General features: G+C 72.2%; 18 protein-coding genes. 10 read left to right on the top strand and 8 right to left on the bottom strand.

What is annotated here, in order from left to right:
• Window positions 1–22 precede the first annotated feature (22 nt).
• Both NDW01_RS43970 and NDW01_RS26400 read left to right on the top strand, forming a co-directional pair.
• Window positions 23–1,420 carry an RICIN domain-containing protein gene (locus tag NDW01_RS43970; RefSeq protein WP_308211782.1) on the top strand — a complete coding sequence of 466 codons (1,398 nt, stop codon included), beginning with the start codon at window positions 23–25 and terminating at the stop codon, window positions 1,418–1,420.
• A gap of 87 nt (window positions 1,421–1,507) precedes the next feature.
• Window positions 1,508–3,703 (top strand): BTAD domain-containing putative transcriptional regulator, encoded by a 2,196-nt coding sequence (locus NDW01_RS26400; RefSeq protein WP_252825000.1) that lies wholly within the window; start codon window positions 1,508–1,510, stop codon window positions 3,701–3,703.
• A 96-nt stretch (window positions 3,704–3,799) separates the two neighbouring features.
• On the opposite strand, the gene NDW01_RS26395 is transcribed toward NDW01_RS26400, so the two are convergent.
• On the bottom strand, window positions 3,800–5,836 hold the full coding sequence (locus tag NDW01_RS26395; protein ID WP_252824997.1) for a substrate-binding domain-containing protein: 2,037 nt from the start codon (window positions 5,834–5,836) through the stop codon (window positions 3,800–3,802).
• Window positions 5,837–6,100: 264 nt separating this feature from the next.
• Here NDW01_RS26395 and NDW01_RS26390 point away from each other — a divergent pair, with 264 nt between their 5' ends.
• The 5 genes from NDW01_RS26390 to NDW01_RS26370 all read left to right on the top strand — a co-directional run bounded on the left by NDW01_RS26390 (window position 6,101) and on the right by NDW01_RS26370 (window position 9,888).
• Window positions 6,101–6,550, top strand: a complete 450-nt coding sequence (locus tag NDW01_RS26390) for a luciferase domain-containing protein (protein ID WP_252824995.1) — start codon at window positions 6,101–6,103, stop codon at window positions 6,548–6,550.
• 106 nt (window positions 6,551–6,656) lie between these two features.
• Entirely contained in the window at window positions 6,657–7,739 is a 1,083-nt protein-coding gene (locus NDW01_RS26385) for a Dyp-type peroxidase (RefSeq protein WP_252824993.1), read from the top strand.
• The gene (locus tag NDW01_RS26380; RefSeq protein ID WP_252824991.1) at window positions 7,736–8,533 is read left to right on the top strand and encodes a family 1 encapsulin nanocompartment shell protein; all 798 of its coding nucleotides are present in this window, start codon (window positions 7,736–7,738) and stop codon (window positions 8,531–8,533) included. The genes NDW01_RS26385 and NDW01_RS26380 overlap by 4 nt, the downstream gene beginning before the upstream one ends.
• Window positions 8,534–8,575: 42 nt before the next feature.
• Window positions 8,576–9,175: a sulfite oxidase-like oxidoreductase gene (locus tag NDW01_RS26375; RefSeq protein ID WP_252824989.1), complete on the top strand. Its 600-nt coding sequence runs from the start codon at window positions 8,576–8,578 to the stop codon at window positions 9,173–9,175.
• On the top strand, window positions 9,145–9,888 hold the full coding sequence (locus tag NDW01_RS26370) for a ferredoxin reductase (protein WP_252824986.1): 744 nt from the start codon (window positions 9,145–9,147) through the stop codon (window positions 9,886–9,888). The genes NDW01_RS26375 and NDW01_RS26370 overlap by 31 nt, the downstream gene beginning before the upstream one ends.
• 30 nt (window positions 9,889–9,918) lie before the next feature.
• Here the strand turns inward: NDW01_RS26370 and NDW01_RS26365 are convergent, their stop codons facing one another.
• Window positions 9,919–10,515, bottom strand: coding sequence for a TetR/AcrR family transcriptional regulator (locus tag NDW01_RS26365; protein ID WP_252824984.1), 597 nt, complete (start codon window positions 10,513–10,515; stop codon window positions 9,919–9,921).
• 79 nt (window positions 10,516–10,594) lie between these two features.
• Here NDW01_RS26365 and NDW01_RS26360 point away from each other — a divergent pair, with 79 nt between their 5' ends.
• A complete protein-coding gene (locus NDW01_RS26360) occupies window positions 10,595–11,560 on the top strand; it encodes a quinone oxidoreductase family protein (RefSeq protein WP_252824982.1) in 966 nt (321 codons plus the stop codon).
• Between the two features lie 72 nt (window positions 11,561–11,632).
• On the opposite strand, the gene NDW01_RS26355 is transcribed toward NDW01_RS26360, so the two are convergent.
• From NDW01_RS26355 to NDW01_RS26335, 5 genes are all read right to left on the bottom strand, one after another.
• On the bottom strand, window positions 11,633–12,817 hold the full coding sequence (locus tag NDW01_RS26355) for a cytochrome P450 (protein WP_252824978.1): 1,185 nt from the start codon (window positions 12,815–12,817) through the stop codon (window positions 11,633–11,635).
• Between the two features lie 128 nt (window positions 12,818–12,945).
• Complete coding sequence (locus NDW01_RS26350) at window positions 12,946–14,241, bottom strand: poly(ethylene terephthalate) hydrolase family protein (protein WP_252824975.1); 1,296 nt, start codon at window positions 14,239–14,241, stop codon at window positions 12,946–12,948.
• Window positions 14,242–14,326: 85 nt separating this feature from the next.
• On the bottom strand, window positions 14,327–15,763 hold the full coding sequence (locus NDW01_RS26345; protein WP_252824972.1) for an arabinofuranosidase catalytic domain-containing protein: 1,437 nt from the start codon (window positions 15,761–15,763) through the stop codon (window positions 14,327–14,329).
• A 238-nt stretch (window positions 15,764–16,001) separates the two neighbouring features.
• On the bottom strand, window positions 16,002–17,558 hold the full coding sequence (locus NDW01_RS26340) for an alpha-L-arabinofuranosidase B (protein WP_252824970.1): 1,557 nt from the start codon (window positions 17,556–17,558) through the stop codon (window positions 16,002–16,004).
• A gap of 164 nt (window positions 17,559–17,722) precedes the next feature.
• On the bottom strand, window positions 17,723–18,889 hold the full coding sequence (locus NDW01_RS26335) for a PucR family transcriptional regulator (protein WP_252824968.1): 1,167 nt from the start codon (window positions 18,887–18,889) through the stop codon (window positions 17,723–17,725).
• A 118-nt stretch (window positions 18,890–19,007) separates the two neighbouring features.
• On the opposite strand from NDW01_RS26335, the gene NDW01_RS26330 reads away from it, so the two are divergent.
• Both NDW01_RS26330 and pruA read left to right on the top strand, forming a co-directional pair.
• Window positions 19,008–19,934 carry a proline dehydrogenase family protein gene (locus NDW01_RS26330; RefSeq protein WP_252824966.1) on the top strand — a complete coding sequence of 309 codons (927 nt, stop codon included), beginning with the start codon at window positions 19,008–19,010 and terminating at the stop codon, window positions 19,932–19,934.
• Window positions 19,935–19,973: 39 nt separating this feature from the next.
• Window positions 19,974–21,599: an L-glutamate gamma-semialdehyde dehydrogenase gene (pruA, locus tag NDW01_RS26325; RefSeq protein ID WP_252824964.1), complete on the top strand. Its 1,626-nt coding sequence runs from the start codon at window positions 19,974–19,976 to the stop codon at window positions 21,597–21,599.
• 195 nt (window positions 21,600–21,794) lie between these two features.
• Here pruA and NDW01_RS26320 read toward each other — a convergent pair whose 3' ends face one another.
• Complete coding sequence (locus tag NDW01_RS26320; RefSeq protein ID WP_252824962.1) at window positions 21,795–22,619, bottom strand: SGNH/GDSL hydrolase family protein; 825 nt, start codon at window positions 22,617–22,619, stop codon at window positions 21,795–21,797.
• Window positions 22,620–22,641: the final 22 nt, after the last annotated feature.

Genomic DNA, 22,641 nt, shown 5'->3' with positions numbered 1-22,641 from the left:
CGGAAATCGAAGGAGAAACATCGTGTCTTCCCAGTCGGGATCCGGCGACCGCACGAAGCCGCTCGGCATCCGCCGGCCGGTCGAGATGCCCGCGACGGACGTGGAGGCGGCAGAGGACCTGGCGCCGGCCTCCGGCGCCGCGTCCGCGGACGAGCCGGCGTCGGACTCCGGTTCCGCGTCCGCGGAGGAGCAGACGTCCGCCTCCGCTTCGACGCCCGCGGAGGGGCGGACCTCGGACTCGCCTTCGACGCCCGCCGAGGATCGGGTTCCGGCCTCCGATTCCAGGCCCGAGGGAGAGGCCGAGGAGTCCGCCTCCACCGGAGGGGAGGCCGCCGGCGCCGGCGAGGCCGGATCGGCCGTGCCGGCGGAAGGCTCCGAAGGCGCCGGAGGACCGGCGTCCCCGGACGCGGCCACGGAGCCGACGGCCGACGGAAGGGCCGGTGACAAGCCCGGCGACGAGGCGGGCGAGAAGGACGCCACGGCCGCCAAGAAGGAGAAGCGCACCTCGTGGCTGCGGAACGTCGCGGTGGCGCCCGCGGCACCGAACCGCGCCACCGCGACGGACGGCGACGAGATGCCGCCGGACCGGCCGCGCAAACCCGTGCTCGCCGCCGTGGCGATCGGCGGGGTCGTCCTGCTCGCGATCCCGATCCTGCTGGTCGGCAGGGGTTCCCACGACGGTAGGAGGGAACGCACCACCGCGGCGGCGGACAGGGTGATGACCGGCGATGGGCAGGCGGCACCGGGCGCGTACGTCCCCGCCTCGCCGACCCCCACCGCGTCAGCGTCACCGTCGGCGTCCGCGAGCCCGAAGAAGGGCGCGGCCAAGGCCGGCAAGTCCGTGGCCAAGGCCGCCGCCGGCGCCGCGGGCGCGCACAAGAGCAAGGGGGGAGGCGACGGCAAGGTCAGCGCGGCGGGCAGCGGCGGGCGCGGCCCGACCGGCCCGAAGTTCTCCACGACACCGCGCGTCCTGCTGCACAACACGATGACCGGCCTGTGCGCCGACGTCCCCGGCTACGGCAACGGCAGCCCGAACACCCCGATCAACCAGTTCGTCTGCACCCGGTCGAACGGCGACAACCAGCTCTGGGACCTCGTGGTCAACATGAAGGGGGCCGGGCCGCACGGGGCCGACCTGTTCACCATTCGCAACAGCAAGGACGATCTCTGCTTCGACCCGCCGGGCCGGGGCGCCGACGACGCCACCACTCCTCTGTCGGAGAACAACTGCTCACCCGGAAAGGGCGACAACCAGATGTGGTACCTCCAGAAGAGGTACAGCCGCCACTTCTGGATCCGCAACTACGCCAGCGGCCTGTGCCTCGACGTGTCCGGCTACTACGGGTCCGGGGGGAAGGACGCCCGGCTCACCCTCTTCCCGTGCGACCCCAAGGACGACCACGTCTGGTCGTTCGGCTGATCGGCGAGCGGGCTTGCCGGTCCCCGGCGAACCATGCCCTGAGCCGGCCGAGCAGGCAAACGCGCCCGTGCTGTGGAAGGCGAACGATTGAGCGATCACCTCAGGTTCGTGCTGTTGGGTCCGCTGGAGGTCTGGTCGGGTGACGTTCGGCTGGACCTGGGCCCGCCCAAACGCCGTGTTCTCCTTGCCCGGCTGCTGATCGCGGACAGCCGTCCGGTCTCGGCGGACCGCCTGGGCGAGGACCTGTGGGAGGGGAGCCCGCCTGCGGGCGCCATGTCCTCCATCCACTCGCACATCAGCCGGCTGCGCGCCGTGCTGGAGCCGGATCGTACGCGGCGGGGAGGGCAGACCGTCCTGCTCAGCGGGTCGGCGGGGTACACGCTCCACGCCCCGCCCCAGACCCGGGACTCGACGCGGTTCGAGGAGGCGGTCAACCACGCGCGCGGGCTGCTGACGCGTGGCCGGCTCGCCGAGGCCCGCCGGGAGGTGCAGCGCGGACTGACCCTGTGGCGTGGCACCGCTCTGGCCGACGCCGCCAACTACGCCTTCGCCGAGAGGGAGATCGCGCGGCTGGAGGAGATCCGGCTGGCGGCCGGTGAACTCCACGCCACCGTCCTCCTCCACGAGGGCGAGCCCGACAAGGCGGCCGTCATCGCGGAGGAGCTGACCACGCGGGCTCCGCTGCGCGAGGCCGCGTGGGCGTTGCTGCTGCGCGCCCTGTACCTGGCGGGCCGGCCCGCGGAGGCGCTGCAGCGTTTCGAGGCGATCCGTACGCTGCTCGCCGAGGAGCTGGGCACCGTGCCGGGGCCCGAGCTCAGCGACGTTCACGTGGCGGTGCTCCGCCAGGACCTGACGGCCCTGGCGCCCTTCCGGTCGCACACGACACCCGTCCCGCTCGTGGCGCGCCCGGCGGGCACGCCCTCGTCCATCGTCGGCCGGGCCGCCGAACTGACCCGGTTCGACGAGATCCTGAGCGACGCGGGCGGGGGCCGTACCCGCTGGGTGGTGCTCTCCGGCGAAGGGGGCATCGGCAAGACGCGGCTGGCCGAGGAGTTCGCCTCCCGCGCCGCGGACGCCGGGTTCAAGACCGTGTGGGTCCGGTGCGGCATCGACATCGGCGGCGAGGCGGACGGCGGGGACGGGCCGGACCCCATCGGCCGGCTGATCTCGATGGCGTACCCGGACATCGGGCTGGAGGGCGGCTCCGAGGCGATCGCCGGTGAGCTGACGGAGCGACTGACCCGGCAGCCCACCATCTGCCTCATCGAGGACCTGCACCGGGCCGGCCCTCGTTTCCGGCGCCTGCTCGGCAGCTACGCCGCGGTGCTGCGGGACGTGCCGCTCATCGTCGTCTGCACGACGCAGGACACCGACGACGCGGGCCTGCGCGAGCTCCTGGCCCTGCTCGTCCGGCAGACCCGCGCCACGCTCATGCCGCTGGACCCGCTCACCGTCGCGGACGTCCACGAGCTGATGCAGAGCCGGTCGACCCCGTTCAATCCGAGCGTGCCGGGCAGCGAGCTGCATCAGCGGGAGGCGGCCGCGCTGCACCGGCGCGGCGAGGGGAACCCCTTCCTCATCACCGAGATTCTCGAGCTGCCCAGCGAGGAACGTACGGGCCCGGGGGCGCGGCTTCCCGCGTCCATCAGCCGGGTGCTGCGCGCGCGCATGGACCTGCTGGACGACCGCGTGCTCACGATGCTGCAGGCCATCGCGGTGACGGGCGGGGAGCTCGACCCCGAGCTCCTTCTCCGGATCCGGACGATCAGCCGCGAGGAGCTGCTGTCCCTGATCGACGCGGCCGTCACCGCCCGGGTGCTGAACTGGGAGGACGGGATCGCCCCCGGCCGCACGGGGCGGTACATCATGCCCGATCTCGTGCGCGAGCTGGTGCTGCAGGACCTCACGCCGGCGCGCCGTCAGCTGCTGCACGCCGCCGCGGCCCGCGCGCTGACCGAGTTGACGCACCGGCATCCCGTCCACATCGCCCGTCACCTCATGGCCGCCGGCCCGCTCATCGCGCGCGAGGACCTGATCGACGCGGCCTTCGCGGCCGGCAACCGCTGTGCCGAGGACGACCAGCACGCCGAGGCGGCGCTCTGGTTCGACCACGCCGCGGCGCTCGCGGACGATCCCGGCGTACGGGCGGAGGCCCGGCACGCGGCGGACACGGCGCGCCTGCAGCTCGATCAGCTCGAGCGGTGGATCGGCCATCCGGGCGATCCCGCCGGCCTGCCCCGCGACCCCGCGTGGCCGACGGACCCCGAACCCCGTGCCGGCTGATGTGACAACGTTGTCTCCGCCTCGCCCGGCGGTGACCTGCGAACTCAGTTCATCGGCTTCTCGGCGTGGAGGTAGAGCGGTTGGAATCCCCGGCCTTCAGGCGGGGGAGGACGTCAACTGACAGGGAGCCGAGATCAGCGAGCCGGGGCCGACGCAGACGGGTGCGCCCGCCTGGCGGAGCAGCCTCCTCGCGTCGTCGCCGGTGAGGAAGGTGAGGAACGCCGCCGCGGAGCTGCCGTTGGGGGGCGGACCGTCGGTGTAGAAGATCTCCGGGGCGACGAACGGGTAACGGTCCATCGTCGGCGACGCCGTCGGCATCCTGCCGTCCAGGGCGAGCATGCGCACGTTGGGGTAACGGCGGGCGTCCGAGGCGACGTGCACCTCGGCGTAGCCGATCGTACCGGGGACCGTGTCGACCGTGTCGAGGACCTGGCCCTGCGTGCTGCGTTCGCACCGTATGACGTGCATCGACGCTCGGAGGTCGTCCTTGCGCCGGCAGTCGCTGGACGACAGGTCCGGCTCGGGCCCGCGCAGGACGTGCTCCTCGAAGATGCCGCGCGTCCCCGACCCCTCGGTCCTGCTGACCAGCCGGATCGGCAGGTCGCCGCCGCCCTTGATCGACTTCCAGCTCGTGGGGCCGTCCGGCGCGTAGATGGAGCGCAGGTCCCGCAGGGACAGGCCGGTCACGCCGGTGTCCTTGTTCGCGATGACGGCGAACGCCACCAGCGCGACGGGGTACCCCCGGAATCCCCGGAGCCTGATCTCGTCGGAGTCGGATTCGAGGTAGCCGTCGTGCATCGCGATGGTCGAGGCGGCGTTGTCCGCGGTGAGGGCGCGTACTCCCTCGTTGGACCCGATCGCGCTCACCTCGATCCGGGCGTCCCGGCAGCGGGCCTCGTACCCCCGCCGGAGGATGTCGGCCGTCCGCTCGAAGGCGGTGGAGCCGACCAGGTGGAGCGTTCCGGAGAAGCACTCGGGCCGTTCCGCCGCCGACGTGCCGTCACCCGCCAGCCGGCCCGCCCCGGCGCCGGCGCCGAACACCAGCACCGCGGCGGCGGCCGACAGCGTTCGCCGCCTGCGCGAGGACCATCGCGGCCGCGGCCGCCCCTCCGTCTCCGGGCCGGGCTCCCGTTCCGCGTCTCGCCGACCGCCGGCCGCCGGAGGTTCCGAGAGCGCCTCGGCCCCGGCCGGGCGTTCCCGCAGTCCGTCCGCTTCCGCCGGGCGTCCCCGGAGCTCGCCCGCTTCGGCGGGATGTTCCCGCAATTCGTGCGCTTCGGCCGGGCGTTCGCGGGGCTCCTCCGCCCCGGCCGGGTGTTCCCCGGGTCGTTCGGTCTCGGACAGGCGTTCCCGGAGCTCGTTCGCCTCGGCCTGAGCGGCGGCGAGCCGCCGCCGCAGCTCGGTCGCTTCGGCGCGGGCGCGGGCCAGGTCGTCCGTCGGAGGCACGTGCCGGAGCCGTTCGTACGCCTCGTCCCAGCGCGCGACCTCGGCGGCGGGCAACCCGCAGGCCCGCGCGAAGTGGCCGATTCTGGCGCGTTCCCGGTCGCTGGTCGAGCGCCAGCGGTCCTTCTGGAGCATCGCGCTGATCGTGGCGTCGGGGAGCGTGCCCCACGAGCGTTTCTCGATCTCCGTCTGCCGGGGCGCGCCCGCCCACTCCCGCAGCTTCGCCAGGAGCGCGTAGAAGTCGCGGATGTCACCCGCCGTCGACGGGTCGGGCAGCCGCCGGTCCGCGGCGAACGCGGGCTCGGTCCAGGGCTTGAAGGTCACCGGATACCGCTCGGTCAGCTGCCGCCACGGGACCTTCTCCCGGTACGCCTCGACCGCCTTCGAGGGTTTGCCGTGCCCGTTCCGTTCGAACGCCGCGCGGAGTTCCTCGCCCCATTCCTCCCACAGAGCGTCCTCGGCCGCGGCCCACCGGCCGCGCAGCCCGCCCACCTCGACGCCGTCGGCGCCCGCCGCGGCCAGGCACGCGCTGACGACCTCCCAGGACATCAGCTCACCGTCGCCGGCCAGCATCGTGCGGACCGTCGCCTCGAGCAGCCCGGTGCGGTCCGCCAGCACGCCCGGATCGGTCCCGTCCAGACGGGCGGCCAGGTCGCGGGTGAACTCCGCCTTCCGGCCGACATGGGAGTCCAACGCCCGCTCCGTCCGTCTCGCACCTTCTCGCCGCGGGCGCGCGTCACGCGGCGTCCCCGCTAAAAGATCCCGCCGGAATCGGTGCTGGAACCGCCAGTTATCCGAAAGTTCGCATACTCGTCCCCGGCTGTACGGTCGAAGGCGTCGCCCGGGAGGATTCCAGGAAGGCACCAGGAATTCTGGGAGAGAACCAGGAAAGGGCGGATCGCACCAGGTCATCCGCTGATCCGCTCTACCGTCGGGTATTCCGTCACTCTGGCATCCATGAGCCCAGGACACCGCACCATCTCGTACGCCGACCTGGTGATCGACCGATTCCGGGACTGGCCGCTGACGGAGTGCCGCGCCGACTGTCCGCCCGGCCGTGCCCTGGCCCTGCGCGGCCTGCAGATCGTTCATCTTCACCGGGAGGGCCTGGCGGAGGTCCTCCTCACTCAGGAGGTCATCTCCAGGCTCGGCACCGCTCTGACCGCCTCGGGCCGCGTCGACCTCCCCACGGTCACCGGCTGGGTGCAGGTCCGCCTGGACACCGACGGCGATCTCTTCCTGTTGCAGTCCCTGGTCAGCCTGGCGATCCAGGCCAACGATCCGGGAACCGGCCCGCTCCGCCGTACGATCACGACCTGCCCCCTGTACGTCACGGAGCGCGATTCCGGACCGTCCCGGCGACGGCATCGCCGGGTGGTGCGCCGCAGAGCGAACACACCCGCCTGACCGGCGCCGTACGAGCCACCCCGGGGAGCGGGGGCGAGTCTCCCCATGGCACGCTTTGGCGAAGCGTCTGAAGCTTCGCGAAGCGTGCGTAAAAGGGGGGAACCGGATGGCGGAGTCCGAGGGGGCCGGCGTGCCGCAGCCGGTGCTGAGTCCGCTGACGACCGCCGCCGTCTTCCTCGTGCTGACGGTCGATCCCGGCGGTGAGCCGAAGGTACGGGACCTGCTGGCCGACCTGGCGGGGCTGACGCGGTCGGTGGGTTTCCGGGTGCCGGACGGCAGGCTGAGCTGCGTCGCCGGCATCGGGGCGGACGCCTGGGACCGCCTGTTCGACGGTCCACGGCCCGCCGAGCTGCACCCGTTCCGCGAGGTGGCCGGGGCCGTGCACCGCGCGGTCGCGACCCCGGGCGACCTGCTCTTCCACCTCCGCGCCGAGAAGCTCGACCTGTGCTTCGAACTGGCGTCCCAGATCATGAACCGGCTGCGCGGCGCCGTCACGGTCCAGGACGAGGTGCAGGGGTTCATGTACTTCGACGTGCGCGATCTGCTCGGCTTCGTCGACGGCACCGAGAACCCGGTGGGCCCCGCCGCGGCGACCGCGGTCCTGATCGGCGACGAGGACCCCGCCTTCGCCGGCGGGAGCTACGTGATCGTGCAGAAGTACCTGCACGACCTGGAGGGATGGAACGCCCTGCCGGTGGAGGCGCAGGAGCGGATCATCGGCCGTACGAAGCTGGAGAACGTCGAGCTGGACGACGACGTCAAGCCGTCCAACTCCCACGTCGCCCTGACCACCATCACCGACCCCGACGGCACCGAACGCCAGATCCTGCGCGACAACATGCCGTTCGGGAACGCCGGCCGCGGGGAGTTCGGCACCTACTTCATCGGCTACGCCCGCACGCCGTCGGTCACCGAGAAGATGCTCCAGAACATGTTCATCGGCGACCCGCCGGGGAACCACGACCGGATCCTCGACTTCTCCACCCCGGTGACCGGCACGCTCTTCTTCGTGCCGACCTCCGACTTCCTCGAAGACCTCCCGCCGGAGGCCACCGAAGGCGCCGCCGCGACCGAGGACTTCGGTACGGACGCCGCCGCGGTCACGGCGGACACGGCCCCCGACGGGCCGCACAGCCCCTCCGACGGTTCGCTGGGAATCGGCGGTCTGAACAGGAGCACCTTCCGTTGAACAACCTGCACCGCGAACTCGCGCCCATCTCCGACGCCGCGTGGGCCGACCTGGAAGAGGAGGCGCGGCGGACCTTCCGCCGGCACGTCGCCGGTCGCCGCGTGGTCGACGTCCCGGACCCGGGCGGGATCGAGTTGTCCGCCGTCTCCACCGGGCACCTCGACCCGATCGCCGCGCCCGCCGAGGGCATCGCCGCGTACACCCGGCGGTCCCAGCCGCTCATCGAGCTGCGGGTGCCGTTCACCGTCGACCGCCGGGAGGTCGACGCGGTCGAGCGCGGCGCGCGTGACGCCGACTGGCAGCCGGTGAAGGACGCCGCCCGGCGGATCGCGTTCGCCGAGGACCGGGCGATCTTCCAGGGCTACGCCGCCGGGGGCATCACCGGGCTCCGCGAGACCTCCGCGAATCCGGTGCTGGCCCTGCCCGGTGACGTGCGCGAGTACCCGGACGCCGTCAGCCGGGCGGTGAGCGCCCTGCGGCTGGCGGGCGTCGGCGGGCCGTACGCGCTGGTGCTCAGCGCCGACGCCTACACCGCCGTCAACGAGACCTCCGACCACGGCTACCCGATCCACGAGCACATCGCCCGCGTCCTGGACGGGGAGATCGTCTGGGCGCCCGCAATCGATGGAGCGTTCCTGCTGTCGACGCGCGGCGGCGACTTCGAACTGCGCATCGGCGAGGACCTGTCCATCGGCTACCTGTCCCACGACGCGGACACCGTCCAGCTGTACTTCCAGGAGACCCTGACGTTCCTGGCGTACACCGGCGAGGCCGTGGTGACGCTGACGGCGTAGCCGCCGGACGCGTCACGGGGGAACCAGCGAGAGGAGCCGATGATGGGCATCGTGTCACCGGGATTCCACGGCCGGGGCCGGCGGGCGGAGGTCGAGCTTCCGCCGGGGCAGTATCTGACCGAGGACTTCCCGGTCCTGTCGGCCGGTCCGACGCCCCGGGTGCGCCGGGAGGAGTGGGAGTTCACCGTCACGACCGAGACGGGGGAGGAGCACCGCTGGGACTGGCGGGAACTGATGGCGCTGCCCAGTGAGACGCCGACGGTGGACATCCACTGCGTCACCAAGTGGTCCAAGCTCGGCACCCGGTGGGAGGGCGTCTCACTGGACACCCTGCTGGCCGACGTCGACACCGCGGCCGACTACGCGCTGATCCACTGCTACGGCGGCTACACCACCAACCTCCCGCTGGAGGACCTGCTGGACGGGCAGGCGTGGATCGCGTACCGCTACGACGGCGCGGACCTCGCCTCCGAGCACGGCGGCCCGGCCCGGCTGCTCGTCCCCCACCTGTACTTCTGGAAGTCCGCCAAGTGGGTGCGCGGCATCCGGCTGCTCGACGAGGACGAGCCGGGCTTCTGGGAGACGGCCGGTTACCACGACTACGGAGACCCATGGCGCGAGCAGCGGTACCAGGGCGACTGACCTGGCGCGTCGCCCGGCTCGCCGAGACGCGCGCGGAGACGGCGACGGCCCGGACCCTGGTGTTCGACGTGCCCGGCTGGCCCGGTCACCTGGCCGGGCAGCACGTCGACGTACGGCTCACCGCCGAGGACGGCTACAGCGCCCAGCGCAGCTACTCGCTGGCCGCGCCCGCCGACGGTGACCGGGTCGAGCTGACCGTGCAGGACATCGCCGACGGCGAGGTGTCCTCCTACCTCACCGAGGGACTGTCCCCAGGCGATCCGGTGGAGCTCCGCGGTCCCATCGGCGGGTGGTTCGTCTGGCGGCCCGCCGAGACGAATCCGGTGCTGCTGGTGGCCGGCGGGTCGGGGATCGTGCCGCTCATGGCGATGATCCGGGCCCGCCGCCAGGCCGGCAGCAGTACGCCGTTCCGCCTCGTCTACTCGGTGCGCACGCCCGCCGACCGGTACTACGCGGCGGAGCTGCGCCGGCCCGACCCCGGCGTCGACGTCACCCCCATCTATACCCGTGCGACGCCCGAGGGCTCGTCCCGCCCGCCGGGGAGACTCACCGTCGCCGACCTGAACTCCGGCGGCTGGCCCGCGGAGTTCGCGCCGGACTGCTTCGTCTGCGGACCGACCGGGTTCGTCGAGTCCGCCGCCGACATCCTCCTGGCGCTCGGCCACGACGCACGCAAGATCAAGACCGAGCGATTCGGCCCCACGGGAGCCTGACTCCCGCGTCCTCCCGGCCGCCGGCCGCGGTCACACCTGGACGGCGCTGTGGCGCAGCAGCGCCAGAGAGGTGTCCAGGGCGGCCTCCAGGTGGGTGATCCGGCCGGTCGACATCAGGATGACCACCCCGCCCTGCACCGCGGCGACCAGCGCGGCGGCGGTGCGGTCGGCGTCCAGCCGCCGGTCGACCTCGCCGGTCTCCTGCATGCGCGCGACCCCCGCCCGCAGGGCCGCCTGCCACCGGTCGAGCAGCCGTGCGGTGAGCGCCTGCGCCGCCGGAGTCGTACGGCCGAGCTCGGTGATCAGCATTCCCAGCGGGCAGTCGACGCCCTGCTGCTCGTACCGCCGGACCACCGCGTCGCGCCAGTCCTGCCATGCCTGCCAGGTGGTCAGGTCGCCGAGGTGCGGCTGCTGGTCCTCGATGACCTGGTCCGCCTCGCGGGCGGCGACGGCGAGCAGGAGCTCCTCCTTGCCGCCGGGGAAGTAGTGGAAGATCTGGCTCTTGCTGGTCGCGGTGCGGGCGCGGACGTCGTCCAGCGTCAGTCCGGCGATGCCGTTCTCCCGGATCTCGGCGGCCGCGCCCTCGATGATGCGGCGCCGGGTCGCGGCTCCCTTGGCGGTCAGCATGGCACCCCCGGTTCTGGACTTGCCGGTCCATTTTATTCGGGCGAGTGTGGGCGCCGAACCGACAGGAAGGTGCAGGACAATGCAGGCGATCATCGTTGAACGGCTCGGCGGCCCGGAGGAACTGCGGATCGGGGAGCGCCCGACACCGGTTCCGGGTCCCGGTGAGATCCGCGTCGACGTCGCGGTGGCCGGGGTCAACTTCATGGACACCGGCACGCGGCGGAGCGGTACGGCGGTGGGCCCGGCGCCGTTCGTCCCGGGTGTGGAGGGGGCCGGACGGGTCAGTGCGCTGGGCGAGGGCGTGACCGGGGTCCGCGTCGGCGACCGGGTCGCCTGGGTCTACGCCTACGGCTCGTACGCCGAGCAGTTGGTGCTGCCGGCCGCGAGCGCAGTGCCCGTACCGGATGACATCTCCGACGAGGTGGCGGCGAGCGTGATGATGCAGGGCATCACCGCGCACCACTTCGTCACCGAGGCCGCGCCGGTCGAGCCGGGGCAGGTGACGCTGGTCCACGCGGCGGCGGGCGGGCTCGGCCAGAAGCTGATCCAGCTCATCAAGGCGCGCGGCGGGAGCGTGATCGGGGTGACCTCGACCGCCGAGAAGGCGGACCTGGCCCGCCGGATCGGGGCGGACCACGTCGTGGTCTCCACCGGCGGCGCCTTCGTCGAACCGGTCCTGGAGCTGACCGGCGGTGAGGGCGTGCACACCGTGTTCGAGGGAGGGGGAGAGACGACGTTCCGCGCGTCGATGCGGGTCGTGCGCAGGAACGGCACGCTGCTGTACTACGGCGTCCTCATCGGCTCGCTCCCCGTCGTGACCATCACCGATCTGCCCAACAGCATCAAGATCTGCTATCCGGTCTTCCACGACCACATCCCGACCCGTGAGGCGCTGCTGCGCCACAGCGCGGAGATCTTCGACCTGGTGCGGGAGGGACGGCTCCGGGTCGAGATCGGCAGGCGCTACCCGCTGAAGGACGCCGCGCGGGCGCACCGCGACATCGAGTCCCGCGCGACCACCGGCAAGCTCCTCCTCGTCCCCTGAACTCCGGTCCGCGGTCCGCGCCCGGCCCGGTACGGAGGCTCACCACCGCCGTACCGGGCCGTGGTCGGGCGCCTACCCGGCCGGGAAGACCAGGGGAACGCTGTCGATGCCGATGACCCCGGTCGGCCAGACCACCTGCGGCCGGGCGCCGGGAGCGAGTTCGTACTCGGGAATCCGCCGGTGCCACTCCTCCAGGACGACCCGCAGCTCGGTCCGGGCCAGATGGACGCCGAGGCACCGGTGCGGTCCGCTGCCCCAGGTGAGGTTGTTGTACTCGCGGCCCGGGTCGAAGGCGTCCGGGTCGGCCAGTTCCCCGGGGTCGCGGTTGGCGGCGCCGACGGCCACTCCGACGGGGGAGCCCGCCGGGATGTGCACGCCATCGAGGACGACGTCCCTGGTGGCCACCCGGGGGACGACGGCGTTGGCCGGGTCGATCCGCAGCATCTCCTCGATCGCCGCCGGGATCGCGGCCGGGTCCCCGGCGAGCCGGCGGCGCAGTTCCGGGCGCGTCGCCAGCTTGGCGAACATCAGGCTCAGCGCGTTGGTCACGGAGTCGATGCCCGCCAGGACGAAGAGGAAGCAGAGGCCGACGGCCTCCTGGTCGGTGAGCGGTTCGTCCGCCGAGTCGTCGTCGAACAGGTCCCGCAGGAGGCCGCCGGCCCGGCCCGCCCGGCACTCGGCGACGTGCGCGCTGACGTAGGCGAACAACTCGCCCGCCGACCGTGTCACCTCGGGGGGCGCCTCGGCCGTACCGGACAGGTCGGCCATCTGGATGATGACCTCGCGCCAGGTGAGGAGGCGGTCGAGGTCGCGGGCGGGCATCCCGAACAGCGTGAGGAACACCGCCGCCGGCACCGGCCGCGCGAGCTCGGCGACCACGTCGCAGGAGCCGCGTCCGGCGACGGCGTCGACGAGCGCGGTCACCTGGTCACGTACGGCCTGCTCCAGGGACGCCGCCGCGCGGGGCGTGAAGAACGGCTGGAGCAGGCGGCGGTAGCGGGTGTGGTCCGGCGGGTCGAAGGCGATGGGCACCAGCGGAACGGGGCTGCCGAGCGTGTCGAACGCCTGCTGCGACGAGAACGTCCCGGGGTGCTTGAACACGTGCTCGGCCAGTTCGCGTGTGGTGACGAGATACCCGGCGTCGGACCGCACCACGGGCCCGGCCGCGCGCAGGATCGCGTAGCCCTCGCCGCGGTCGTCGGCCATCGGCAGCCGGTCCATCCGGAGGAGATCCTCGTCCGTCAACTCCGCAGTCATGACCCTCCCGTTCGCGCTGTTGAGTCTTTCGACGCGCCGGATCGTAAGGCTCAAATACGGACGAGACGGATCTTTCGGCCGGTTGCGGCCAAAAAGGATGGCCGCAACCGGCGGTGTGACGGTCGTCCTCAGGGACTCGTGCAGGCGAGCGCCGGCGTCGACGGCGTTCCGTTCGCGAGGAACCCGAACGTGGTCGACGCGGACGCCTGGAGCGAGCCGTTGTACGACGCGTTCGCCACGGTGGCGGTGGAGCCGCTCGTACTCAGCGTGCCGTTCCAGACCTGGGTGACGGTCTGGCCTCCGCCGAGGTTCCACCGGACGGTCCACCCGTTGATCGCCGCGTCGCCCGCCGTCACCGTGACCTCACCCTGGTATCCGCCGGACCAGGAGTTGACGGTGCGGTAGGTCGCGCTGCAGGCCCCGCCGGAGGGCGGCGGCGTCGGAGTGATCGTCGGAGTGGGCGTGGGCGTGGACGTCGATCCACCCGGCGGAACGTACGGGCACTTGCTGTGGTACGCCGAGACGCCCGTCGAGTCCATCAGCGGGCACAGGAACTGCGTGTAGCGCGTGTCGTCGTCGAGGAAGATCTTCAGCCAGGGGATGAGCAGCCGCATCTCGGTGGTGTTCGGGTGCGTGTAGGCCACGTGGTCGGCGCCGGCCAGCTGGACGAAGTCGCTCTGCGTCGAGGCGGGCATGGTCGCGTACAGGCCGTCGAGGTAGGACGGGGTGACCACCGTGTCGTTCTGCCCGCCCATGACCATCGTCGGCACGTGGTCGGTCGACATGTCCTGCGAGGGGGAGAAGGGCGCGAGAGCGACCGCGGCCTTCAGCGACGGCCGGTGCTCGGTGGCGTAGACGACGCCGCCGCCTCCCATGGAGTGCCCGATCACGCCCAGCCGGGCGGAGTCGACCCGGTCCCGTACGGGACTCTTCTGGGTGAGGTAGTCCAGCGCGGCCAGCAGCTGGGTGCCCCGCGCGGTGTCGAAGTCGGTGCGGCTGTTGGTCTCGATGCCGATGACGACGAACCCGAAGGACGCCAGCCAGGGCCCCATCCAGGCCTCTTCGTTGGCGAACAGCGCGGTGTAGCCGGGCACGATCGCGACCGCGCCCCAGGTCCCCTGGCTGCTGTCGGTCGGGTAGTAGATCGTGCCGCCGTTGAAGCCGTTGCCGGCCGGCACGCTGACCTGCGCGGTGGCGAAGGTCCCCCGGCTCGCCGCGACACTGGCCAAGGTGGGGTCCGGACCTCGCTGGTACGGATTGCCGGCGGCGGACGCGGGCCAGGTGGCGACCGTCAGCGCGATCATCGCCGCCAGGGCGGCGATCGCGGCGACGGCCGACCGCAGCGTCCGGGCGCGGGAGCCGGACCGGATCCGGCGGGCCGGGGCGCCCGCCGGTGCCTGAGGTGGTGGGGTCTGTTCTGCCATGAGGGAGATCTCCTCGTCGGTGCCGTGGGTGGAGAGGGCGCGCGGCCCGCCCCCGGCGCGTACGGGACGGCGGGCCGCGGCGGGGTCAGCGGTAACCGGCGGCCGTGATGTCGGCCTGCACCGCGTTCTCGGTGGCGTCCGAGGGGTAGCCGGAGGTCATGACGCCCTCGTAGAAGGTCCCCGCGGAACCGTGGCTGTTGTCGCCGCCGATTCCGAGGATGATGGCGCCTTCCTTCTTCATCGGGTTGTAGCCCGAGACGTTGGGGCGCTGCCCGTCGTAGAACGTGGACAGCCCGCCCGACTGGGCGTCGCCGCCCCGGATGGCCCAGTGGTTCGGCTCGCCCTTGACGATGGCGGTCGTGTACCGGTGGCCGATGGTGGGGTCGTTCGCGTTGTAACCGGCGTTCCGGCCGGAGTACAGGCCGTTCTCCAGGTCGGCCATGATCCAGGGCCCGTTGCCGGTGCCGTAGCCCCAGACCTTGATGTTGCCGAAGTAGATGGCCTCCATCGTCCCGTTGCCGTTGTCCCGGCTGTTGGTCTCGGCGTTGCCGTAGTCGAAGCAGCAGCCGCCGTTGTAGTGGGTGCCGTCGAAGACGGCGTACATCCCCTCCGGCTGGTCGCCCTTCGCGATGCCGTTCGTGGTGTTGTCGCGGTAGCCGGTGCCGGGCGCGACGTAGACGCCGTAGGCCTTGTGGCCGTTCACCGTGGTCGGTGCGGCGGTGGCGTTCGCGAGGTTGTCGTAGCCGCCCGCGGCCGGGCCGGAGAACCCGCCGGGAGGCGCCTGGGTGAGGTTGTTGCCCCGGCCGGACTGGTCGTAGATGACGGTGATGAGGCAGGTCGTGCCGGAGCAGAACGAGTCCTGCGCGGCGGCGTCGGCGACTCCGCCGGCGCTCAGCACGCCGATGGTGCGGGTGGTGTTGTCCGAGGAACGGCGCACCTGGTAGAGCGGCCCGTTGTACGACGCGTACAGCGCACGGGTCGTGCTGTGCGCCGCGACGCACGGCGTGCCGCCGCTCGCGTAGATGTCGCACGGCAGCTGGGAGGACGGCGGCGGGGTGGGCGTGTCCGTGGGCGTTCCGGTGACACTGCCCGTGCACGTCGTGCCGTTGAGGGCGAACGAGGTCGGGACCGGGTTGCTGCCGGTCCACGTGCCGTTGAACCCGAGGTCGACGCCGGCGCCGCTCGCGATGGCGCCGTTGTACGAGGCGTTGGTGACGGTCACCTGCGCACCCGACTGGGTGGAGGACCCGTTCCACAGCTGGCTGATGGTCTGCCCGGCCGGGAAGCTCCACGTGAGTCGCCAGCCGTTGACCGCCTCGCCGAGGTTGGTGACCGTCACGGCGGCGGTGAAGCCTCCGGACCACTGCGAGCTGATCGAGTAGTCGACCCGGCAGCCTGTCGTGGCCGACGATGCCATCTGCGTTCCGACCGCCGCGGCGCCGGCGAGCGCGAGCGTGACGGCGCCGGCGGCCGTGGCCGTGGCGCGCCACCACCGGCGAGGTGGAGAGTTGCCCTGTCGCACGTATGCTCCCTGTTCGATATCTCGAACACATGCCGAGATACTGGATATCTGAGCGGGAGTATGAGTGCCGGGCGAACGGTGTCAAGGTGCCGTGAACGCCCCACGAGGGACGCCCGCCGATGCCGCTGGTCGCGGCGGACGGACGCCGCCGGCGAGCGGGCGTGGCCTTTCATCCGTCTTTCAACGGCGCGGAGCCGCCCCCGGGGACCGGGGACGGCTCCGTTCGAGCGGCCGGTGTCTAGGCCCAGGGGGCCTCGACGACCCAGCTCACGTCGTCGGTCCAGGAGGTCGAGCTGTCGAAGGTGTGCGAGCCGCCGTTGCTGGCCACGTAGACGGTGTTGTTGTAGTGCCGGATGAACCGGTCCGGGTAGTTGTAGGAGGCCAGCGAGACGCCCTGGCCGTTCTTGCCGCTCTGCGGGCAGAAGGTGGCGTCCGCGGCGAACTGCGCGCTCCCGTCGTTGGTCTGCCGGTACACCTGGAAGTTCTGGTGCCGCAGGTAGTCACCGGGGTAGTTCTTCGACTCGAACGACACGCACGAGCTGCTGGCCAGTCCGCTGTGCACGATCCACGTGGCGTCGTTCTTGTCCAGGGACGAGCTGGACGAGTTGATCACCGACGTGACGGCCTGGTCGTTCTGGTGCCGGATGTAGCGGTCCGTGCAGCAGGCCGTCGTCGCGCGCAGGGAGACCGACGAGCCGGGGGTGAGCGTTCCGCCCGTGCCACCGCCGCCGCTCGACGTCGCGTAACCGGCGGCCGTGATGTTGGCCTGTACCGCGTTCTCGGTGGTGTCCGAGGGGTAGCCGGAGGTCATGACGCCCTCGTAGAACGTGCCGGCGGCGCCCTTGCTGTTGTCGCCGCCGATTCCGAGGATGATGGCGCCTTCCTTGTGCATCGGGTTGTAGCCGGAGACGTTGGGCCGTACGCCGTTGTAGAAGGTCGACAGCCCGCCCGACTGGGCGTTGCCGCCCCGGATGGCCCAGTGGTTCGGCTCGCCCTTGATGATGGCGGTGGTGTACCGGTAGTTGATCGTCGGGTCGTTGGCGTTGTAGTGCTGGTTCACGCCGGAGAACAGGCCGTTCTCCAGGTCCGCCATGATCCACGGGCCGTTGCCCGCGCCGTAACCCCAGACCTTGATGTTGCCGAAGTAGATGGCCTCCATGTGGCCGTTGCCGGTGTCGTTGCTGCTGGTCTCGGCGTTGCCGTAGTCGAAGCAGCAGCCGCCGTTGTAGTGGGTGCCGTCGAAGATGGCGTACATCCCCTCCGGCTGGTCACCGGTCGCGATGCCGTTGGTGTGGTTGTTGCGGTAGCCGGTGCCGGGCGCGACGTAGACGCCGTAGGCCTTGTGGCCGCCCACCGTGGTCGGCGCCGCCGTGGCGTTCGCGAGGTTGTCCGGCCCGCCGGCCGCGCCGCCGCCGGGTGCCTGGGTGAGGTTGTTGCCCCGGCCGGACTGGTCGTAGATGACGGTGATGACGCAGCTCGTGCCGGAACAGAACGAGTCCTGTGCGGCGGCGTCGGCGACCCCGCCGGCGCTCAGCACGCCGATGTCGCGCGTGGTGTTGTCCGAGGAGCGGCGCACCTGGTAGAGCGGCCCGTTGTAGGACGCGTACAGCGCACGGGTCGTGCTGTGCGCCGCGACGCAGGGCGTGCCGCCGCTCGCGTAGATGTCACAGGGCTGCGACGTCGCGGCCTGTGAGGAGGCGGGTATGCCGGCCTGGAGGCCGCCGGCGAGCGCGACCGCCGCGCCCGCCGAGATCAGTGCTTTTCGCGCACGGCGAAGTTGTGACAGAACCTTCATTTCGCGACGTCGCCTCCACTGTTCGAAATACCGAACCGTGTTCGGAAGTGATCGCATGGACGGTAAATCGCGGCTTTCGGGGTGTCAACGACCTTTCACCGCTTACTTGACGCTTTTCCGGTCAAAGCGTCAGCGCCCCCGTCTTCTCCGCCCGGGCGCCGTTTTCAGTTCTCGGCGTCCGGGTCCCGGGCGCCGGCCGGGGCCTCGGGCGCGGTGGCCAGGCGGAAGGTCTTGATGGCCAGGTGCAGCAGGAGACGGTCCGCTCCGGAGTCCAGGTCCAGGCCGGTCAGCGCCTTGATCCTGGACAGCCGGTAGTACAGGGTCTGCCGGTGCACCGACAGGGCCTCGGCGGTGCGCTGGGCATGGCCGGCGTGGTCCAGGTACGTCTCGGCGGTGCGCAGCAGTTCGGCGCGCGCGGGGCCCAGGAGCGGGATCAGTACCGGGTCGGCGGGCGGCGCCACGGGTGTCGCCATCGGGGGCGCGGCGATCAGCCGGTAGGCGCCCAGCTCGTCCCAGCACGCCACGGGCCCGAGCCGCGGTTCGGCGCAGGCCGCCCGTACGGCCGACCGGGCCTCCCGCCAGGAGTGCGGTACATCGAGCAGGTCCGTCCTGGCGCCGCCCACGCCCGCGAGCGCCCGGTGTGAGCCGGTTCCCGGATCGAGCAGCGCGGCGGCGATCGCCCGAGCGGAGGCGGTGCCGGTGCGGTCCGGCAGCGGCACGAGAAGCGCCAGGCCGCCCTCGCTCCGATGGGCCGGCACGCCGTACGGAAGCCGGGCGGCGAGGTACGGGGCGGGGCTCACCCAGACGACGGTGACGGACGCGGACGTGGAGGCCGGATGCCGCAGGGCGCCGAGGGTCCGGGCGGCCTCGGCGCGCTCCGCGGCCGAGCCCGACAGCAGCTGCGCGAAGGCCCGCGGCGCGGCCTCTCCCTGCCAGGTGTCGGCGGCCAGCAGCCGTCCGGCCCGGGTCGCCAGGGCCATCACGCGGGTCATGCGGGGATCGGCGGGGTCGACGGCGCCGTCGTCCAGCAGCCACAGGTAGCCGTACAGGGCGCCCTCGTGCCGGGCCGGCAGGCACAACCGGGCGCGGATCCCCGCGGCGGGGTCCGCGGGGGTGCGGGTCGGGCCGGTCGCGTGCGCGATCCCGAAGCCCTCGAACCAGGCGCGTACCGCCGGGGTGGAGCGACGGCGCAGGATCGAGCGGGTACGGACCGGGTCCAGGTCGTCCTCGTGGGAGCTGAAGGCGATGAGGGTGAACTCCCGGTCCTCCAGCGTCACCGGTGCCTGGAGAAGCGCCGACACCTCGTCCACCAGGCTCTGGTAATCGCTCATTTCATACAAATGTACAAGGCGCGGTGCCCGAGATCGTGACCGCTGTCGATGGCGACCGCACCGCGCGGCTCCTACCTTCGAGGCATCGATAACCCCTGCTTGACCTGGGAGGTCGCCAGTGCTGGGCCCTGTCTTGCTCGCCGCCTCGCGCAGTGACCGGATGCACCGGCTCGTGAGCCGGACCCCCGTGACCCGGCCGGTCGTCGACCGTTTCATCGCCGGGGACGGGCTGCCCGAGGCGCTGCAGGTCGTCGAGGCGCTGACCGCCGACGGCATCGAGGTCACCCTCGACCACCTGGGCGAGGACATCACCGAGGTCGCGCAGGCCCACCGCAACCGCGACGCCTACCTCGCGCTGCTGGACGCGCTCGGCGGCACGGGGCTGGGCGGGCGTGCCGAGGTCTCGGTCAAACTCTCGGCGTTCGGTCAGGGTCTGCCCGGCGGCCACGACCTCGCCCTGACGGGCGCCCGCCGGGTGTGCGAGGCCGCCGAGGCGATCGGCACCACCGTCACGCTCGACATGGAGGACCACACCACCGTCGACTCCACCCTGGGGATCCTCGCGGAGCTGCGCCGCGACTTCCCGCGTACGGGCGCCGTCCTGCAGGCGTACCTGCTGCGCACCGAGGACGACGTACGTGCCCTGGCCGTCGAGGGATCGCGGGTGCGCCTGGTCAAGGGCGCCTACAAGGAACCCGCCTCCGTGGCCTACCAGAGCAAGCGGGACGTGGACCTGGCCTACGCGCGCTGCCTGCGGATCCTCATGGCCGGAGACGGCTACCCGATGGTCGCCTCGCACGACCCCCGGATGATCGAGCTGGCCCTCCGGCTCGCCGAGAGGCACGGCCGCTCAGCCGACACCTACGAGTTCCAGATGCTGTACGGCATCCGCGACGCCGAGCAGCGGCGGCTGGCCGCCGAGGGACGGCGGATCCGCGCGTACGTCCCCTACGGCGCCGACTGGTACGGCTACTTCATGCGCCGGCTGGCCGAGCGGCCGGCGAATCTCGCCTTCTTCCTGCGCTCCTTCACCACCCGCCACTGATCCTGCACTCCTTCACCCGCCACTGACCCAGGAGGTTCGATGGACGCCATCACCTGCGTCCCCGCCCCGGCCAACGAGCCGGTGCACGACTACCGGCCCGGCAGCCCCGAGCGCGCCCGGCTGGAGGCCCGGCTGGCCGAGCTGTCGGCCGGCGGCGCCGAGCTGACCTGCACGATCGACGGCCGGGAACGAATGGGCGGCGGCGAACGGATCCCGGTCGTCCAGCCGCACAGCCACCGTGAGGTGCTGGGCACCACCGCCAACGCCGACCACGCCGACGCGCGGGACGCCCTGGACGCCGCCCGCCGGGCCGCCCCCGGCTGGCGGGCGCTCGACTTCGACGACCGGGCGGCGATCCTCCTGCGCGCCGCCGACCTGCTGTCGGGGCCCTGGCGGGAGACGATCGCCGCCGCGACCATGCTGGGCCAGTCCAAGACCGCCCAGCAGGCCGAGATCGACGCGCCCTGCGAGCTGGCCGACTTCTGGCGGTTCAACGTTCACTACGCCCGCCAGATCCTGGCCGAACAGCCCGTCTCGTCGCCCGGCGTGTGGAACCGCGCCGACCACCGGCCGCTGGAGGGCTTCGTCTACGCGGTCACCCCGTTCAACTTCACCGCGATCGCCGCGAACCTGCCGACCGCGCCCGCCCTGATGGGCAACACCGTGATCTGGAAGCCGTCGCCCACCCAGCAGTTCGCCGCGCACTTCACCCTGCGGCTGCTGGAGGAGGCCGGGCTGCCGCCCGGCGTGATCAACATGGTCACCGGGGACGGCCGCGCCGTCTCCGACGTCGTCCTGACCGACCCCGACCTGGCGGGCGTGCACTTCACCGGCTCGACCGCGACCTTCCAGCACCTGTGGCGCACCGTCGGGGAGCACCTCTCCGGCTACCGCTCCTATCCGCGTCTGGTCGGCGAGACCGGCGGCAAGGACTTCGTCGTCGCGCACTCCTCGGCGGACCCGGCGGCGCTGGTCACCGCGCTGATCCGCGGCGCGTTCGAGTACCAGGGGCAGAAGTGCTCCGCGGCCTCCCGCGCCTACGTCCCGCGCTCCCTCTGGGAGCGGATCAGGGACGAACTGGTCGCCGAGACCGAGGCGCTCACCATGGGAGACGTACGGGACCTGCGCAACTTCGGCGGCGCGGTGATCGACGCCCGGTCCTTCGGCCGGCTCAAGGACGTCCTGGAACGCGCGGCCAAGGATCCCGCCATCGACGTCCTGGCGGGTGGGACCTGCGATGACACCGAGGGCTACTTCGTCCGCCCGACCGTGCTGGTCTGCGACGACCCGGGGGACGAGGTGTTCCGCACCGAGTTCTTCGGCCCGATCCTGGCCGTCCACGTCTACGACGACGCCGCCTACGAGCCGATGCTCGCCCAGATGGAGTCGGTCAGCCCGTACGCCCTGACCGGCGCGATCTTCGCCCGGGACCGGGTCGCCATCGCCCGCGCCACCGAGGCGCTGCGGTTCGCCGCCGGCAACTTCTACATCAACGACAAGCCCACCGGCGCGGTCGTCGGCCAGCAGCCCTTCGGCGGCGGACGCGCCTCGGGCACCAACGACAAGGCCGGCTCCGCGCAGAACCTGCTGCGCTGGACGTCCACCCGGACCATCAAGGAGACCTTCGTCCCGCCGACCGGTCACCGCTACCCGCACATGGGCTGACCCTCGCCGAGCCCGCAGGTCCCGCCCAACGACGTGCGGGACCTGCGCCGGCGGCCGTACATCCGCCGGCCGGTACCGGAAGCCGGCCGGTACCGGAAGACCCGGTGCAACGTCTGACCTACCGGTCGCATCACCGGCCTGAACGCACCGTCTAGAGAGGCGTCGGCCGTCGAATCCGCGGGGACGGGCCGGGGATCAGCAGCCGTGGAAGCGGGCGTTGCCGGACCAGCCCGTGTTGGCCCAGGACTGCGGAGCCGGCGGGGTGAAGCCGGGGAACAGCTTGGCCAGTTCGGTGAGCAGCCAGCCGGTGAAGCGCGCGGCGCCCTGCGGGCAGGTGTGGATGCCGTCGGTGCTGCGGTAGGTTCTGCCGTCTTCGATCCGCTGGTAGGTGTGGCCCCACACCGCGCCGGCGTCGAGGACGGTGGCCCGGCCCGAGGCCCGGGCCGCGACCGCCCGGGCGGCGCCCGGGGCGCGGGCCAGGTCGGCCAGGTGCGGCCGGTAGAAGTCGTCGGGCCTGATCGGCGGCGCGGTGACGAAGACGAGTCTCGCGCCCGCCCCGGTCACGGTGGTCAGCAGCTTCTCGTAGGCGGCCTGCTGCGTCCGTGGGCCGCCCCAGTCGTAGGTGGTGATCTGGTAGACGAGCACGGTGGGCGCGGCGGAGGCGATCTGTCCGGGCAGCTTCGTCCAGTTGTGTTCGGAGAACGGTCCTACGACGTTCCCGCCGCCGTCGGCGGCGATCGACTGGAACCCGACGCCGCCGGCCTTGAACGCGGCGGTCAGGGGCAGCGCCTCACCCGCGGCGATGGAGTCGCCGAGGAACAGGACCTTGGACAGGGCCGGGCGGGCGGTCGCGCCGGCCGGCCGGGGCGTGCCGGTCGCCCTGGGCGTACCGCTGGAACAGGCGGCGGCCGGCAGGAGCAGACCGGTCAGGGTGAGGATGGCACCTGCCGTCTTGGCCAGGCCGAGGGCGGCGCCTGTCGTCTTGGTCAGGCCGAGGAGAGGAGTCCGCGTTTTGGTCATGGGTCCGAACGATGCCGCGGCG

It is taken from the genome of Actinoallomurus soli (assembly GCF_024055715.1).
Classification (GTDB): domain Bacteria; phylum Actinomycetota; class Actinomycetes; order Streptosporangiales; family Streptosporangiaceae; genus Actinoallomurus; species Actinoallomurus soli.
This window is presented reverse-complemented; position numbering and strand designations above follow the sequence as displayed.

Bases quoted from the DNA above. Each gene is read 5' to 3' on its own strand.
- NDW01_RS26390 (WP_252824995.1), top strand. From the start codon at position 6,101: ATGAGCCCAGGACACCGCACCATCTCGTACGCCGACCTGGTGATCGAC.
- NDW01_RS26385 (WP_252824993.1), top strand. From the start codon at position 6,657: ATGGCGGAGTCCGAGGGGGCCGGCGTGCCGCAGCCGGTGCTGAGTCCG.
- NDW01_RS26375 (WP_252824989.1), top strand. From the start codon at position 8,576: ATGGGCATCGTGTCACCGGGATTCCACGGCCGGGGCCGGCGGGCGGAG.
- NDW01_RS26370 (WP_252824986.1), top strand. From the start codon at position 9,145: ATGGCGCGAGCAGCGGTACCAGGGCGACTGACCTGGCGCGTCGCCCGG.
- NDW01_RS26365 (WP_252824984.1), bottom strand. From the start codon at position 10,515: ATGCTGACCGCCAAGGGAGCCGCGACCCGGCGCCGCATCATCGAGGGC.
- NDW01_RS26360 (WP_252824982.1), top strand. From the start codon at position 10,595: ATGCAGGCGATCATCGTTGAACGGCTCGGCGGCCCGGAGGAACTGCGG.
- NDW01_RS26355 (WP_252824978.1), bottom strand. From the start codon at position 12,817: ATGACTGCGGAGTTGACGGACGAGGATCTCCTCCGGATGGACCGGCTG.
- NDW01_RS26350 (WP_252824975.1), bottom strand. From the start codon at position 14,241: ATGGCAGAACAGACCCCACCACCTCAGGCACCGGCGGGCGCCCCGGCC.
- NDW01_RS26340 (WP_252824970.1), bottom strand. From the start codon at position 17,558: ATGAAGGTTCTGTCACAACTTCGCCGTGCGCGAAAAGCACTGATCTCG.
- NDW01_RS26335 (WP_252824968.1), bottom strand. From the start codon at position 18,889: ATGAGCGATTACCAGAGCCTGGTGGACGAGGTGTCGGCGCTTCTCCAG.
- pruA (WP_252824964.1), top strand. From the start codon at position 19,974: ATGGACGCCATCACCTGCGTCCCCGCCCCGGCCAACGAGCCGGTGCAC.
- NDW01_RS26320 (WP_252824962.1), bottom strand. From the start codon at position 22,619: ATGACCAAAACGCGGACTCCTCTCCTCGGCCTGACCAAGACGACAGGC.